The following is a 16,774-nucleotide window of genomic DNA, read 5'->3' on the forward strand; positions in this document are numbered from 1 at the left end:
CGCAAGTCTCCTTGATGGGGGCTTGCTTTTTTTCATGGAGGTTTTGCAGATTCTTGTTAGATTATTTAAATAAAATTTCTGTCGTATTGCGATAGTCCGTTGGAGAGATTCCTACATATTTTTTAAAGGTTAAACTATAGTAATTAGGTGTATTAAAGCCACAGGTGGAGGAGATCTTTTCTACGGTATAGTCGTACTTCCGTAGAAAGGGTAAGCTCTTGATGATGCGTGTAAAGGCAACATAGTCAACGAAATTACGACCAGTCTCTTTTTTAAATAGCCTGCTAAAATGTGTGGGACTAAAGCTTATATATTTTGCAACATCACGAACGGTCAATTGCTCATCATAATGTTCTTCAATATAATGAATGGCCTTTTGAAGCTGCACATGCTTTGTTAAATCTTCATAATATCTGATATGAATATTATCTATAGGTGGTTTTCTACGTGCTTTTCGTGCTTGACTATAGGACTCCTTTACGTGCATTGCGTCCTGAAACACTCCTCCAACCCCCATGAAAAGATGGATACAATAGTCCTTTTTAAGTGTCTCGATGACCTCCAATAGACATGATTCGCCTACTGTCCAATGTTTAAAAGAGTTATACTCAGTCGGAATTCTCATGAGAAGTAATAAGTAGCGTTCGAAATGTAAAAAAGATAAGGGTGCTTTATTGGCAAAATGCTGACGAAAAACATTTGTAATGTTACTGCTTGCGTCATGAGGAATAGCATCACTATCGATATAGCCCTGAATTAAGAACACAATATTAGGAATACAATTTGTTGATAAAAATGATGCAGATTGAATGATTTCTTGTTCATTATCAATTTCGCCACGTATAAGACGTTTCAAAAATGCTTCTCTGAACGGAGAGGTATGATGCTGGGACACTTGTTGTGATAGCTCAAGCATTGTGAGTGTACTTGCTTTCTTGTCCTGATAGGATGTGTACAGTTTTTTTACGATTCGTAAAAATTTTGATTTCTGTAATGGTTTTATGAGAAGTGCAGGTAAAACTAATTCAATTGCTATACCAGTCGAGTAGGTGAGGTGTTCTGTAACAATTGGGACAATTATACTATTAGGATAATTTCTTTTTAATCGATTAATCTTCACCCAATCAAATAACCGATTGACCTCATAGACAATAATGACCTCATCTTCTCGCTTAGGCACTTTACACTCCTCCAAAGCATTTGGTAAAACCTCTTTTAACCATTCACTCATTTGCTGTTTATCAAATGAGCTTTCCATATACCATACCACCTTTAAAATGCTACCAGCCTCCTACGAATGAAAAGATAAAAATATTTTAACTTAAAATAGCAATTATTTGTACTAATACAGCAAAATTTTATATCTATATTGTGGTTGAAATAGAATAAAATAATTGTAGTGCATAATAATTTGAAATTTCAGATAATTATTCGCTGATATGACAAAGGGGGAGTTAGCTTATGGCGGAAGTAGGCAGTCATGATTATGACTACGTGGAGGCAGGAACAATTGATGTGAAAGATCTACCGCCTCTAGATGCAACAACAAATAAAATTATGAAGGATGAATTTACAACAGGTTTAGGCTTAACGGTATTTTACTTTATTTTGATTTTTAGTATTCCTGTTATGAATTGGTTTGCTCCAGCATTTGCATTCAAGAAAATATGGGGCGGTATGACAGTCACATGGTTTGTGACAACGATTGTCATGATGGCTATGGCTTTTATTATTGCGTATGTGCATACGGCCATGTATGAGAAGCGTTTAAAAAAATACGATATAGCAAATAAGTAGGTGAAACAAAGGGGGAAGTGTTGAATGATGGAAGCTCTTTTAGAACCAAAGATGTTAATGACCGTTGCGTTAATGGGAACGATTGTCTACATTACGTATTTAACCAAGAGAAATGCAACAGCTTCGGATTTCTTTGTAGGTGGCCGAAGCTTTGGATGGTTTACAAATGGTTCTGCCATTGGCGGAGATTATTTAAGTGCAGCAACATTTCTTGGAATAGCTGGTTTAACATTTCAACTAGGTTATGATGGTGCTTATTATGCTTTTTGTTTCTCTATTGGATTAACATTATTAGCTATTTTCGTAGCGGGCCCTTTAAGAAGATTTGGTGCATTTACGGTTGCTGATTTTTTAGGTTATCGTTTTCATAGTAGCAGGGCTCGACTCGTAGCGGTTGCAGTCGTTTTAGCCATCTCAGGCTTTTATGCGGCTCCTCAATTACTAGGTGCTGCTCAAATATTAAGTATGTTTTTTGGTACTTCCTATGAATTTGGCATTATCTTTACATGTGTTGTCATGGTTTTTTATGTAGGGATAGGTGGAATGAAAGGTACGACAATCAACCAAGCTTTGGAGCTGTGGATTCGCCTTGGCGCATTTATTGTGATGTTAATTGCTGCAGTTTATGGTGGTTTGCATTACGATAAAATTTTAGCTGCCATCCATTCATTCAGTGGCCCTATTACAGGAACTTCTCCGTATGCCTTAGATGGTAATGATGTGAATTTTGATGGTGCCGCTTGGACAGGCACAGGCTTTTATTTCCCAACATTTTGGCAAACTATTAGTATGACCATTGGTTTAGCCTTAGGGACAATTGGGCTTCCCCATATATTATTACGCTTTTATACAAACCCAAGTGCTAAAGCAGCGCGTAAATCTGCGCTCATGGCTATTGGCATTGCTAGTACGTTTTTCTTATTAGCTGTTTATTTAGGTGTTGTAGGCCGATCTATTTTCATTTCGGGAACAGCTAGTGAGGAGGTAATGCGTGATTTAGTATTAGGTGGGAATAACATGGTCATTCCGACGACAGCCCTTGCGCTAGGTGGTAAATGGTTACTTGGTTTAGTAATTGCAGGTGCATTTGCAGCTATTTTCTCTAATCTTTCAGGGCTATTTATTACAAGCTCTGGCGCATTAGCCCATGATTTATATGCCAATATTATGAAAAAGGATATAACACAAAAACAACGTGTTGTAGCTGGTAAAGTGGCCATTGTATTATTAGGGATTTTATATGGAGCACTTGGTTTACTTGTCAAGGATGCATCCATCGGTCATTTAGTGGCGCTCGCCTTTACGGTTGCAGCAAGTACATTCACGCCAATCTTTATTCTCGGTATTTGGTGGAGGGGCATGACAGAGAAGGGTGCCATTGCAGGATTGCTCATTGGTCTTGGCGTGTCAATGTGGATGATCTTTTTACCAGGAACATTACCAAGTTTCTTGCAGTTTAAAATACCAGGTATTGTGACAGTACCGGTTGGCTTCTTATCTGTTATTATCGTGTCACTACTAGATCGTAAAGTTCCGGCTGATGTCAATGATTTCATGAAGCGAGTGCATTCGAAAGAATCTGAAACCGTTTAACTCAACAAGTCAGAGCTATTTCTATTGCTTAAAAAGTAAATAGAAATAGCTTTTTTATATTCTTGAAGGAGATTGGGCATCCGCCATCTTTTGATGTGATATTAGTTATTGTGATGGGTGCTGTTATGGTAGAATAGGTAAGATGTTGAGTGAACGGAGGAATGACTGTGTATAAATATTATGGATTGGCTGCTTTTGTTGTTTTATTAGATCAATGGACAAAATGGCTAATTGTGAAAAATATGGAGTATGCTGAACGCATTGCTGTGTGGGACCCATGGTTTGGCATTTTATCTCATCGTAATAGAGGTGCAGCATGGGGGATGCTAGAAGGGCAAATGTGGTTATTTAGTATCGTAACAGTTGCTGTCATTTGTGCCATTCTCTACTTTTATCATAAAGAGGCAAAAGGAAAGCCCGTTTTTCAAGTGGGTTTAATGCTATTACTTGGTGGCGCATTAGGAAACTTTATCGATCGTCTTTTTAGAGGAGAAGTGGTCGATTTTGTTGATGTTTTAATTCCAATTATTAATTATGACTTCCCTATTTTTAATGTGGCAGATGCTGCATTAACTATAGCTGTCGTTGTACTAATGATTGGTTTGATTATGGAAGATAAAAAAGAAAAGAAACAGGTGAAACAATGACGCAAGTAACATATACAATCGAAGAACAGCAGCAAGGAGAGCGCATTGATAAAGCACTTTCAAGCTTACAATCAGAGTGGTCACGTACACAAATTGGGAACTGGGTTAATGATGGGATTATCAAAGTGAATGGCGATGCTGTAAAAGCAAAATATAAAGTAAAAGCTGGTGATGTCATCTTGATTGATGTACCAGAAGTAGAAATTCTAGATGTAATAGCCGAAAAATTAGATTTGGATATTGTTTATGAGGATGCAGATGTCCTTGTTGTCAATAAACCAAAGGGGATGGTCGTTCATCCAGCACCAGGCCATATGTCCGGTACACTGGTAAATGGTTTAATGTATCAATGTAAGGATTTATCCGGTATTAATGGTGTGATGCGACCTGGTATTGTCCATCGTATTGATAAAGATACGTCAGGTCTATTAATGGTGGCTAAAAATGATACAGCCCATGAATCGTTAGTGAATCAGTTAGTGAATAAAACGGTGACACGTAAATATATTGCCCTTGTACACGGTCATATCGCACATGATAAGGGGACAATTGATGCACCGATTGGTCGCGATCAAAAGGATCGTCAAAAACAGGCAGTCGTTGATAATGGTAAACATGCGGTGACACACTTCCAAGTTGTGGAGCGTTTTGGTGATTATACACTAGTAGAATGTCGTTTAGAAACGGGACGTACACACCAAATTCGTGTGCATATGAATTATATCGGCTTCCCACTAGTGGGAGATCCAAAATATGGTCCGAAAAAGACAATAGACTTTGGTGGACAAGTTTTGCATGCTGCAACTTTAGGATTTGATCATCCTTCTTCTGGTGAATATTTGGAGTTTGAAACACCACTTCCAGTTGATTATGAGCAATTATTAAATGATTTACGAAATAGGCATTGACGAATAAGAAAAGAAAGTCTATACTAACCACAGTGAATGAACAACATAACTAAATATTCACCTTTAATAGCAGTCCAGAGAGGCTGAGAAGGGACATGTGATAGTGTTGCAAAAATTTGTGCTGCAAATTTTTCGACATGCTTTTTTCGACACGTATACAACCCCTCTCAGGCTATTCGCCTCGAGAGGTTTTTTTATGGACACATGGCTGACACTAGAGTAGAGAGAGGAGGAACGGATATGGCACAAAATGAATTATTAGATGGCCCATCAATGACAAGGGCACTCACACGTATTGCCCATGAAATTATTGAACGCAACAAAGGAATCGATGAATGTATTTTAGTTGGCATTAAAACAAGAGGTGCCTTTCTAGCCAAACGTTTGGCACAACGAATTGAAAAAATTGAAGGTAAACCTATTCGTACAGGGGAAATTGATATTACGCTATACAGAGATGATTTAACAACCAAACATGAAAACGAACAAGCACATGTAGAACAAGTTGATATTGAGTATGTAGTGAAAAATCAAAAGATCATTTTAGTAGACGATGTACTTTATACAGGACGAACAGTACGTGCAGCACTGGATGCTGTAATGGATTTGGGGAGACCTGCTCAAATTCAACTAGCCGTGCTAGTGGATAGAGGGCATCGAGAGTTGCCAATTAGAGCAGACTATGTAGGGAAGAATGTTCCGACTTCTGGCTCTGAGCGCATCATTGTCAACTTACAAGAAGTAGATGGAGAAGATTGCGTCATTATTTATAAAGAAGACGAATAATAAAGTGAGGAAACAATATGTCAAATGCAGTTTTAGATATTAAGGATAAACCAACTCCACTTCAGCTTGTGACATTAAGTTTCCAGCATATGTTTGCGATGTTTGGATCAACAATTTTAGTGCCACAGTTAGTAGGACTTAGTCCAGCGATTGCTCTTTTAACAAGCGGGATTGCTACATTATTCTTCCTATTAATTACGAAATTTCAAGTACCAGCCTATCTAGGGTCGTCCTTCGCCTTTATAGCACCAATCATACTTGCGGCAGGCGGTTTAAATGATGATGGCTCGAGTGTCCACCCAGGCAATGCCATGATCGGTGCGATGGCTGTCGGGATTACGTATGGAATTGTATCCTTAATCATTTGGAAAAGTGGTTATAAGTGGATTATGAAAATTTTGCCGCCAATCGTGGTAGGTCCAGTTATTATGGTAATTGGACTTGGACTATCTGGTACAGCTGTGAATATGGCCATGAACGTCAATGGAGAGTATAGCTTTTTACACTTCTCAGCTGCTTTAGTTACGGTCTTTACAGCGATTATCTTTACGATTTTCTTTAAAGGAATTTTAAGCACTATGCCAATTTTGATGGGCTTAATCGTAGGGTATATTTACTCCATGATCGTAGACATCGTAGATTATACACCAATTGCCCAAGCAAAATTCTTCGCAATGCCTGATTTCTTAATACCAGGTGTGCATTATGAGTTTGAAATAACAACAAAAATTCTACTTATCATGGTACCAATCGTGATTGTAACAATTTCGGAACATATTGGTCACCAGCTAGTATTAGGAAAAGTAGTAGATCGAGATTATATTAAAGAGCCAGGGTTGCACCGTTCCCTATTAGGAGACGGACTTGGAACATTTGTGAGTGCTATAATCGGGGGGCCTCCGAAAACAACTTACGGTGAAAATATTGGTGTACTAGCTATTACTCGAGTGTACAGTATTTACGTTATTGCAGGTGCAGCAGTGGTTGCCATCTTACTATCATTCTTCGGGAAAGCAATGGCAGTGATTGCAACGATTCCAACCGCAGTACTTGGGGGAGTGTCCATCTTACTCTTCGGAATAATCGCAGCAAGTGGCCTACGTATGCTAGTAGATAATCATATTGATTTTGGTAATAGCCGTAACCTAGTTATTGCCTCAGTCATATTAGTCATTGGTATTGGCGGTGCCAAGTTTGTTATCTCTGAATCATTAAGTGTTGAAGGGATGGCGCTAGCCGCGATTATCGGTGTGCTATTGAATGCGATTCTACCAGGTAAGAAAGAAGCAGATATACCTGTACAATACAATCAAAATAAAGATTCATAGTAGTACCTTTTAATGAATTGTCCAGAGAGGCAAAAAAAGGGAAGTTGTGGACAGGCTGAAGTAGGATGTATGTCTTGCTGTAGTTTGTCACGCCTCCTTATGCCTCGTTGATGACATCAACGGGGCTTTTACTTTATATACAGAGAACGTCATACATAGACGTTCACGATTCACAACCTAATGGAGGTCACATGATGAAGAACTTATTATCGATGGAACATTTAACAACAGAAGAGATTAACCAAATCCTAGATCTTGCGCAAGCATTTGAAAATGGTGAAACATCATCGTTATCTCGCCCGTACAAAGTGGCCAATCTATTCTTTGAACCAAGTACTCGTACAAAAACAAGCTTTGAAATGGCAGAATACAAAATTGGCTGTCATGTTATCCCTTTCGATGCAGGGTTTTCGAGTGTTACGAAAGGGGAAACGATGTATGATACTGTCAAAACGTTAGAAATGATTGGTTTAGATGCTGTCATCATTCGAGCTTCAGAAGATGAATATTACAATGAGCTGCTGGGTGGTATTAATGTAGCGATTATTAATGCAGGGGACGGTGCTGGGCAACATCCTTCACAATCCTTATTGGATCTTTATACCATCAAAAAAGAGTTTGGCTGTTTCGAAGGGTTGAATGTCACAATTGCAGGAGATATCTCTCATAGTCGAGTAGCCAAATCAAATGCAACAGCATTACAAAATTTAGGGGCAAATGTTCATTTCCTTTGCCCAGAAGAATGGTCTGGCGGTTTTGAAGCGCATCATTCATGGGATAATCTGATCGAAATAAGTGATGTCATTATGTTACTACGTGTGCAACATGAACGTCATAAAGTAAATAAAAGCTTCTCAAAGGAAGGTTACCATCAAGAGTTTGGTTTAACAATTGAACGAGAAAAGCAAATGAAAGAATCCGCCATTATTATGCATCCAGCACCCGTAAATCGTGATGTTGAAATTGCTTCTGAGTTAGTAGAGTGTGATCGCTCTCGAATTTTTGAACAGGTGCGGAACGGTGTTTACACACGGATGGCTATTATGGAAACCATTTTAAAGGGGAGAGAATAACATGACAAAGGTACTTCAAAATGTACAAATGCTAGATGAACAAGGTGAATTGAAGACAGTCAATATTGCAATGGCAGACGGAAAGATTACGGCTATTGGTCAGGATGTGACTGTAGCAGGTGCAGAACTGATTGAAGGACATGGTTTAATCGTGGCACCAGGCTTTATCGATGTTCATACACATTTACGAGAGCCAGGATTTGAGCATAAAGAAACCATTGCTACAGGCTCCGCCTCAGCAGCAAAGGGTGGCTTTACGACAATTTGTGCGATGCCTAATACAAAGCCAGTACCTGATTCGGTTGACAACATGCAGCTCATCAATGGGCTCATTAAGGACAGCGCTGTTATTCGAGTACTCCCATATGGTTCCCTAACAAAGGATATATCGGGCGAGGTTCGAACAAATATTGAAGAATTAAAAGCACATGGAGCCGTAGCGTTCTCAGATGATGGTGTAGGCATTCAGCTAGCCTCAACGATGTATGAGCAAATGAAAGATGCGGCCCAGCACGATATGGTTGTTGTAGCACATTGTGAGGACAACTCATTAATCTATGATGGTGTGATGCATGAAGGAAAGCGTAATAAAGAGCTTGGGCTTCCAGGGATACCTTCCATTTGTGAATCAGTACAAATTGCACGAGATGTACTACTAGCAGAAGCGGCAGGGGCACGCTACCATGTTTGTCACGTTTCTACGAAGGAATCGGTGCGTGCAGTAAGAGATGCGAAGGCAGCAGGTATTCGTGTCACAGCAGAAGTTTGTCCACATCATTTATTACTAGAAGAGATGGATATACCATCTGACGATGCAAATTGGAAAATGAATCCACCATTACGCGCAGCTGATGATAAGGATTCTCTACATGCAGCACTACTTGATGGCACAATCGACTGCATCGCAACAGATCATGCACCACATACAGTAGAAGAAAAATGCTGCGGTATGGTTGGCGCACCATTTGGTATCGTCGGTTTCGAAACAGCTTTTCCATTGCTTTATACACAATTTGTTGAAACAGGAAAATGGACTTTAAAGCAATTAATTGATTGGATGACAGTGAGAGCAGCTGAGATTTTTGATCTGCCATATGGCACATTAGCAGTAGGCGCTTCAGCGGATATGATTTTAATTGATATTCAAAAAGAACAAACAATTGATGCAGATGGCTTTGTATCAAAAGGTCGTAATACACCATTCAACGGCTGGGTGGCAAAGGGTTGGCCAGTACTAACGATTTTTGAAGGCAATATCGTATATCAGGAGGCAGAGTAATGAAAAAACGTTTACTAGTTTTAGAAGATGGCACAGTATTTACAGGTACAGCATTTGGTAGCGAGCGCGCTTCACAAGGTGAGGTTGTATTTACAACAGGGATGACAGGTTATCAGGAAACGATTTCAGATCCTTCATTCTATGGACAAATTGTTACATTGACATATCCTTTAGTTGGTAATTACGGCATTAACCGTGATGACTTTGAATCGATTACGCCAGCCATTCGTGGATTCGTTGTGCGTGAATTGGCTAAAAAACCTTCAAACTTCCGCTGTGATTTAACTTTAGATGACTATTTGACAGCAAAGGATATCCCAGGAATTGAAGGCATTGATACGCGAAAATTAACACGTATCATACGCAGTAAAGGATCGGTTAAAGCGATTTTGACGGCTGCTGATGAAGAAGTAAATGTGGATGAAATTGTAGCACAATTACAAGTGACACCAGCCATTACACACCATGTCCGTGAAGTATCTCCAAAAGCTGCTTATCCATCTCCTGGTCGTGGTAAACGAGTTGTCTTAATTGATTATGGTATGAAGCACGGAATCCTACGCGAATTAAACAAACGTGATTGTGATGTGTTGGTAGTACCTTATAATACACCAGCTGAGGAAATTTTAGCTTGGCATCCAGATGGTATCATGCTATCCAATGGACCAGGGAATCCTGAAGATGTTCAGGAAGGTATTGAAACAGTACGTAACTTAATAGGAAAAGTGCCAATGTTCGGTATTTGTTTAGGACACCAAATCTTTTCATTAGCTAGTGGAGCAAAAGCCTTCAAACTACCGTTTGGACACCGCGGTGGTAACCACCCAGTCAAAGACTTACGCACAGGACGTACAGATTTAACATCTCAGAACCATGGCTATGCTATCGACATCGATTCATTAAAAGAAACGGATTTAGAATTAACACATATCGCATTAAATGATGGAACATGTGAAGGTGTGCGTCATAAGAAATATCCGATTTTCACAGTGCAATATCACCCAGAAGCATCACCAGGACCAGAGGATTCAAACCACTTATTTGATGAATTCATCGAAATGATGGAAGTAGAAGCAGGGAAGGGGAAACAACATGCCTAAACGTACAGATATTGAAACTATTTTAGTAATTGGCTCAGGCCCAATCGTTATCGGACAAGCAGCAGAATTTGACTATGCAGGTACACAAGCTTGTCTTTCATTAAAAGAAGAAGGCTACCGTGTTATTTTAATCAACTCAAACCCTGCCACAATCATGACAGATACAGAAATTGCGGACAAAGTATATATCGAGCCAATTTCTCTTGATTTTGTCTCTCGTATTTTACGTAAAGAGCGTCCAGATGCGATTTTACCAACACTTGGCGGTCAAACAGGTTTAAATATGGCGATTGAGTTAGACAAATCAGGTATTTTAGACGAGCTTGGTATTGAAATTCTTGGTACAAAACTAGATGCTATCCATAAAGCAGAAGATCGTGATTTATTCCGTAATTTAATGTATGAGCTAGGTGCTCCAGTTCCTGAGTCTGATATTATTCATAACTTAGATGAAGCCAAAAGATTTGTTGCGAAAATTGGATACCCTGTCATTGTTCGACCAGCCTTTACACTTGGCGGTACAGGGGGCGGTATTTGCTACAACGATCAAGATTTAGAAGAGATTGTGACATCGGGTTTAAAATATTCACCCGTAACACAATGTTTATTAGAAAAATCAATTGCTGGCTATAAAGAGATTGAATATGAAGTAATGCGTGATGCGGCTAACAATGCCATTGTTGTATGTAACATGGAAAACGTTGACCCAGTAGGAATCCATACAGGTGACTCAATCGTTGTAGCACCAACGCAAACACTATCAGATCGTGAAAACCAAATGCTACGTAATATTTCGCTAGATATTATTCGTGCACTTAAAATAGAGGGTGGCTGCAACGTCCAGCTAGCACTTGATCCATATAGCTTTAATTACTATGTGATTGAAGTAAACCCACGCGTATCGCGTTCATCTGCACTAGCATCTAAAGCAACAGGTTATCCAATTGCTAAGCTAGCAGCTAAAATTGCAGTTGGTTTAACATTAGATGAAATTAAAAACCCTGTAACAGGATCAACATATGCTTGTTTTGAACCTGCACTTGATTATATCGTAGCTAAAATTCCTCGCTGGCCATTCGATAAATTCGAATCAGCTAAACGTAATCTTGGTACGCAAATGAAAGCTACTGGTGAAGTAATGGCATTAGGTCGCACATTTGAGGAAGCTATGTTAAAAGCGGTTCGTTCTCTTGAGACCGGTCAAGTACATTTAGAGTTAAAGCATGCTGAGGAAAATTCAGATTCTTGGATTGAAAAACGTATCCGCAAAGCTGGAGATGAGCGCCTATTCTTTATCGGTGAAGCTTTACGTCGAGGTGTAACAATTGAACAAATTCATGAATGGTCAGCGATTGATCTATTCTTCTTAAATAAGTTTAAAAATATCGTGGATATGGAACAAACACTTGCTGACCATAAAAATGATAAAGATGTCCTACGTACAGCAAAACGTTTAGGCTTTGCAGATAAGAAGGTTGCTGAGCTTTGGGAAACAACACCAGAAGCCATTTATGCTTATCGTAAAGAACATGGCATTATTCCAGTCTATAAAATGGTTGATACATGTGCAGCGGAATTCGAATCGGAAACACCATATTTCTATGGCACATATGAAGAAGAAAATGAATCTATTAAGTCAGAAAAACCTTCTGTTGTGGTACTTGGATCAGGCCCAATCCGCATCGGCCAAGGGGTAGAATTCGATTATGCAACAGTACACTCAGTATGGGCGATTCAAGAGGCTGGCTATGAGGCAATTATTATCAACTCCAACCCAGAAACAGTATCAACAGACTTCTCTGTTTCTGATAAGCTCTACTTCGAGCCATTAACAATTGAGGATGTTATGCATATTATCGATTTAGAACAACCAATTGGTGTTGTTGTTCAATTCGGTGGTCAAACAGCCATTAACCTGGCCGATAAATTAGCAGCAAATGGTGTAAAAATCTTAGGTACATCTTTAGAAGATACTGACCGTGCAGAAAACCGCGATAAGTTCGAGCAGGCTTTACGTGAATTAAACATTCCGCAGCCGCTAGGGGAAACAGCCGTTTCTACAGAGGAGGCTCTTGCCATTAGTGAGCGTCTAGGCTTCCCAGTACTTGTTCGTCCATCGTATGTACTTGGTGGACGTGCAATGGAAATTGTCTACAATCAAGATGAATTACAGCACTATATGGAAAATGCAGTGGAGGCATCTCCAGATCATCCTGTTTTAGTAGACCGTTACTTAACAGGACAGGAAATCGAAGTAGATGCTATCTGTGACGGCGAAAATGTTCTAATTCCAGGAATTATGGAACATATTGAGCGTGCAGGGGTTCACTCTGGAGACTCAATCTCTGTCTATCCACCACAAAAATTAACACAGGCACAAAAGGATACATTAGTTGATTATACAACTCGTCTCGCGAAGGGCCTAGGCATCATTGGCTTAATGAATATCCAATACGTAATTTCACAGGGCGAAGTATTTGTGATTGAGGTAAACCCACGTTCATCACGTACAGTACCATTCTTAAGTAAAATTACAAATATTCCAATGGCTAACATTGCAACGAAAGCAATCCTTGGAAAATCTATTGTAGAGCAGGGCTACCCAACAGGTTTAGCGCCTGAACAAAAGGGTGTATTTGTAAAAGTACCAGTGTTCTCATTCGCAAAATTACGTCGTGTAGACATTACATTAGGACCTGAAATGAAATCCACTGGTGAGGTAATGGGGAAAGATGCAACATTAGAAAAAGCCCTTTATAAAGGTTTAGTTGCAGCAGGTATGGAAATTCGTACAGAAGGTACAGTATTGTTTACTGTATCTGATAAAGATAAGGAAGAAGCGATTGCATTAGCAAAACGTTTCTCTACGGTAGGGTATCGCATTGTAGCTACTGAAGGTACAGCAAAAGCATTTGAAGAAGCAGGAGTACGTACAGATATTGTTGGCAAGATTGGTGCGAAAGGACAAACATTGATTGACCTTATCCAAAATGGTGAAGCTCAGCTTGTTGTCAATACATTAACTAAAGGGAAGCAGCCAGCTCGTGATGGCTTCCGAATCCGTCGTGAGTCTGTAGAAAATGGCGTACCTTGTCTAACATCTTTAGATACAGCAGAAGCAATGGTTCGTGTTATCGAATCCATGACATTTACAGCAGAACAAATGCCAAAAGCGGAGGTAGTACACTAATATGATACGTCAAGAGAAAATGACGGTCGTCTCTCAAAAGCAAATTGCGACAAACATTTTCGAACTGACACTTCATGGTGAACTGGTTCAGGAGATGACTCCTGGCCAGTTTGTCCATGTAAAGGTGTCAGATTCATTGGAGCCGCTTTTACGTCGACCAATTAGTATTGCAAATATTGATAAAGAAAACAATGAGTTTACTATGATTTATCGTGCTGAAGGACGTGGTACGAAAGTGCTGGCGACGAATCGAGAAGGTCAACAAGTCAACGTGCTTGGTCCAATAGGTAATGGTTTCCCAGTAGATGCGGTACAAGAGGGAGGCACTGCACTATTAGTTGGCGGTGGAATTGGTGTACCACCTTTACATGAATTATCCAAACAATTGAATGCTCGTGGTGTGAAAACCATCCATGTCCTAGGCTTCCAAACAGAGGATGTCTGCTTTTATGAGGATGAATTTAGTGCACTTGGTGAAACACATTATGTGACTGTGGATGGCTCGAAAGGTACAAAAGGCTTTGTAACAACTGTATTAGAGTCAAGTGCCCCAAAGTTTGATGTATTTTATTCCTGTGGGCCATTACCGATGTTAAAAGCATTAGAGGGCTTTTATCCTGAAAAAGTGGGTTATTTATCATTTGAAGAACGTATGGGCTGTGGTATTGGAGCTTGCTTTGCATGTGTATGTAAAACAACTGATGAAGTTGAAAAAGACTATGTTAAAGTATGCTCTGATGGTCCAGTTTTCCTGAAAGGAACGGTGGCACTATGAGTCGTTTAACCATTCAAATACCAGGCTTAGCGTTAAAAAATCCAATTATGCCAGCTTCGGGTTGCTTTGGCTTTGGCCGTGAATATGCACAGCTTTATGATTTGTCAAAACTAGGTGCTATCATGATTAAGGCAACAACGGTCGAAACACGTGCCGGTAACCCAACGCCACGTGTTGCTGAAACAGCGGCGGGGATGTTAAATGCAATTGGTTTACAAAATCCAGGCATTGAAAAAGTGATGAATGAAGAATTGACATTTTTAGAGAGCTATGATGTGCCAATTATCGCTAATGTTGCTGGTACTGAAACGGCAGATTATGTGGAAGTAGCGCGTCGTATTTCAGCAGCATCAAATGTCAAAGCATTGGAACTGAATATTTCTTGCCCTAACGTGAAGTGTGGTGGCATCCAGTTTGGGACAGACCCAGCAACAGCACGTCAGCTTGTTGAGGCTGTCAAGGCTGTGTCTGAAGTGCCAGTCTATGTGAAGCTATCACCAAACGTGACAAATATTGTGGATATTGCTTTAGCTGTTGAAGCAGGTGGAGCAGATGGTATTACGATGATAAATACATTGGTAGGTATGCGTTTAGATGAGCGTACAGGAAAGCCTGTCATTGCTAATGGAACAGGTGGACTATCAGGTCCTGCTGTTAAACCTGTAGCAATCCGAATGGTTTATGAGGTGTACAAAGCTGTCAATATTCCGATAATTGGTATGGGTGGTGTAACAGAAGCACAGGATGTCATTGATTTTATGTCTGCAGGTGCTTCAGCTGTAGCAGTAGGAACAGCAAACTTTGTTGACCACTTTGTCTGTCCAAACATCATTGAAGAATTACCAGCAAAGCTTGATGCATTAGGTGTAGAACATATAACAGAGATTATCGGAAGGAGCCATCGCTGATGAATACGAAACCAATATTAGCACTAGATTTTCCAGGAGAAAAAGAAGTGTTTGATTTTCTAAAACAGTTCAATGAGCCTCTTTTCGTGAAAATTGGTATGGAATTATATATGCAAGAAGGGCCTGACATTGTTCGAAAAGTAAAGGATTTAGGTCATGATATTTTCCTTGATTTAAAATTACATGATATCCCGAATACAGTAGGCTCGGCGATGAAGGGTCTAGCAAAACTAGGGGTAGATTTAGTCAATGTGCATGCTGCTGGGGGACGTCCTATGATGGAGGCAGCACTAGAAGGACTTGAAGCGGGTACACCTGCTGGCAAAGAACGTCCAGCATTAATAGCCGTTACACAATTAACATCAACAACAGAAGAACAAATGCAAGCAGAACAACAAATTGCTCTATCTTTACAAGAGTCTGTCTTACATTATGCAAGTCTTACAAAACAAGCAGGTTTACAAGGTGTAGTTTGCTCTGTACATGAGGCGAAGGCAATTGCAGAAGTGTGTGGAGATGATTTTCTACGTGTAACACCTGGAATTCGTCTAGCAGGCGGTGCTGCACACGATCAAAAGCGTATTGCCACACCAGATGGCGCAAAGCGTGACGGTTCATCACTCATCGTTGTTGGGCGTGCCGTAACTGGTGCACAGGATCCAGTAGCTGCATATAAAATCGTAAGTGAATTATGGGAGGCATAAATGATGACATTACAAAATGAAATTGCACACGCTATGTTAAAAGTGGGTGCTGTAGAATTAAATCCAACTGAATTATTTACATGGGCGTCTGGTATTAAATCTCCTATTTACTGTGATACTCGTTTAACAATCTCAGACCCAGTTATTCGTAAACAATTAGCAAATGGCTTAGCAGCTGTTATCAAAGAGAATTTTGGTGCAACAGAAATCGTAGCAGGAACAGCTACAGCGGGTATCCCACACGCAGCATGGGTAAGTGATATTTTAGAATTACCGATGGTTTATGTACGGTCAAAAGCAAAAGAACATGGTCGTGGTAATCAAATCGAAGGAAAATACGCAGCAGGTCAAAAAGTAGTTGTTGTGGAGGATATCGTTTCCACAGGCGGTTCTTCGATTACAGCAGTAGAAGCATTGCGTGCAGCTGGCTGTGAAGTATTAGGCGTAGTTTGTGTCTACACCTATAATCTTCCACGCGCTGAGCAAGCATTTGATGAGGCTGGCATTCAGTATGTATCGTTAACAAACTTCGATTATTTAATTGAAGCAGCAAACGAATCAGGTGCTATTAAAGAAGAAGATATTCCATTTTTAAAAGAGTGGCATGCGAAATTAAAGGCTGGAGAGTTATAATGAAAAGCTGTTCTATAGGTTATTTGACCTGTAGAACAGCTTTTTTCTTTCTT

Annotated in this window: 15 protein-coding genes; 14 read left to right on the forward strand and 1 reads right to left on the reverse strand. The window is 39.8% G+C overall.

Annotated features, from left to right (window positions below):
• Nucleotides 1-61: 61 nt before the first annotated feature.
• Nucleotides 62-1,258 carry a helix-turn-helix transcriptional regulator gene (locus NV349_RS04655; RefSeq protein WP_271912488.1) on the reverse strand — a complete coding sequence of 399 codons (1,197 nt, stop codon included), beginning with the start codon at nt 1,256-1,258 and terminating at the stop codon, nt 62-64.
• A gap of 203 nt (nt 1,259-1,461) precedes the next feature.
• Between NV349_RS04655 and NV349_RS04660 the strand changes: the two genes are divergently transcribed.
• The 14 genes from NV349_RS04660 to pyrE all read left to right on the forward strand — a co-directional run bounded on the left by NV349_RS04660 (nt 1,462) and on the right by pyrE (nt 16,721).
• Nucleotides 1,462-1,797, forward strand: a complete 336-nt coding sequence (locus NV349_RS04660) for a DUF485 domain-containing protein (protein ID WP_036125161.1) — start codon at nt 1,462-1,464, stop codon at nt 1,795-1,797.
• 24 nt (nt 1,798-1,821) lie between these two features.
• Nucleotides 1,822-3,390, forward strand: coding sequence for a sodium/solute symporter (locus tag NV349_RS04665; protein ID WP_036125158.1), 1,569 nt, complete (start codon nt 1,822-1,824; stop codon nt 3,388-3,390).
• Nucleotides 3,391-3,557: 167 nt separating this feature from the next.
• The gene (gene lspA, locus NV349_RS04670; RefSeq protein WP_036125155.1) at nt 3,558-4,037 is read left to right on the forward strand and encodes a signal peptidase II; all 480 of its coding nucleotides are present in this window, start codon (nt 3,558-3,560) and stop codon (nt 4,035-4,037) included.
• A complete protein-coding gene (locus tag NV349_RS04675) occupies nt 4,034-4,945 on the forward strand; it encodes an RluA family pseudouridine synthase (RefSeq protein WP_036125153.1) in 912 nt (303 codons plus the stop codon). The genes lspA and NV349_RS04675 overlap by 4 nt, the downstream gene beginning before the upstream one ends.
• A 240-nt stretch (nt 4,946-5,185) precedes the next feature.
• Entirely contained in the window at nt 5,186-5,731 is a 546-nt protein-coding gene (gene pyrR / locus NV349_RS04680) for a bifunctional pyr operon transcriptional regulator/uracil phosphoribosyltransferase PyrR (RefSeq protein ID WP_089931954.1), read from the forward strand.
• A 17-nt stretch (nt 5,732-5,748) separates the two neighbouring features.
• A complete protein-coding gene (locus NV349_RS04685; RefSeq protein WP_058843474.1) occupies nt 5,749-7,059 on the forward strand; it encodes a uracil-xanthine permease family protein in 1,311 nt (436 codons plus the stop codon).
• Nucleotides 7,060-7,253: 194 nt separating this feature from the next.
• Nucleotides 7,254-8,132, forward strand: a complete 879-nt coding sequence (locus tag NV349_RS04690; protein WP_271913535.1) for an aspartate carbamoyltransferase catalytic subunit — start codon at nt 7,254-7,256, stop codon at nt 8,130-8,132.
• A gap of 1 nt (nt 8,133) precedes the next feature.
• Nucleotides 8,134-9,411 (forward strand): dihydroorotase, encoded by a 1,278-nt coding sequence (locus tag NV349_RS04695; protein ID WP_089931957.1) that lies wholly within the window; start codon nt 8,134-8,136, stop codon nt 9,409-9,411.
• Nucleotides 9,411-10,511: a glutamine-hydrolyzing carbamoyl-phosphate synthase small subunit gene (carA, locus tag NV349_RS04700; RefSeq protein WP_271912489.1), complete on the forward strand. Its 1,101-nt coding sequence runs from the start codon at nt 9,411-9,413 to the stop codon at nt 10,509-10,511. Before NV349_RS04695 ends, carA begins: the two co-directional genes overlap by 1 nt.
• A complete protein-coding gene (gene carB / locus NV349_RS04705) occupies nt 10,504-13,701 on the forward strand; it encodes a carbamoyl-phosphate synthase large subunit (protein ID WP_089931960.1) in 3,198 nt (1,065 codons plus the stop codon). The genes carA and carB overlap by 8 nt, the downstream gene beginning before the upstream one ends.
• A 1-nt stretch (nt 13,702) precedes the next feature.
• Nucleotides 13,703-14,476 (forward strand): dihydroorotate dehydrogenase electron transfer subunit, encoded by a 774-nt coding sequence (locus NV349_RS04710; RefSeq protein ID WP_089931963.1) that lies wholly within the window; start codon nt 13,703-13,705, stop codon nt 14,474-14,476.
• Nucleotides 14,473-15,384, forward strand: coding sequence for a dihydroorotate dehydrogenase (locus NV349_RS04715; protein ID WP_036125043.1), 912 nt, complete (start codon nt 14,473-14,475; stop codon nt 15,382-15,384). The genes NV349_RS04710 and NV349_RS04715 overlap by 4 nt, the downstream gene beginning before the upstream one ends.
• Complete coding sequence (gene pyrF, locus NV349_RS04720; RefSeq protein ID WP_058843479.1) at nt 15,384-16,088, forward strand: orotidine-5'-phosphate decarboxylase; 705 nt, start codon at nt 15,384-15,386, stop codon at nt 16,086-16,088. The genes NV349_RS04715 and pyrF overlap by 1 nt, the downstream gene beginning before the upstream one ends.
• A 3-nt stretch (nt 16,089-16,091) precedes the next feature.
• A complete protein-coding gene (gene pyrE / locus NV349_RS04725; RefSeq protein ID WP_036125070.1) occupies nt 16,092-16,721 on the forward strand; it encodes an orotate phosphoribosyltransferase in 630 nt (209 codons plus the stop codon).
• The last annotated feature ends 53 nt before the right edge of the window (nt 16,722-16,774 follow it).

It is taken from the genome of Lysinibacillus sp. OF-1 (genome assembly GCF_028356935.1).
GTDB lineage: Bacteria > Bacillota > Bacilli > Bacillales_A > Planococcaceae > Lysinibacillus > Lysinibacillus fusiformis_D.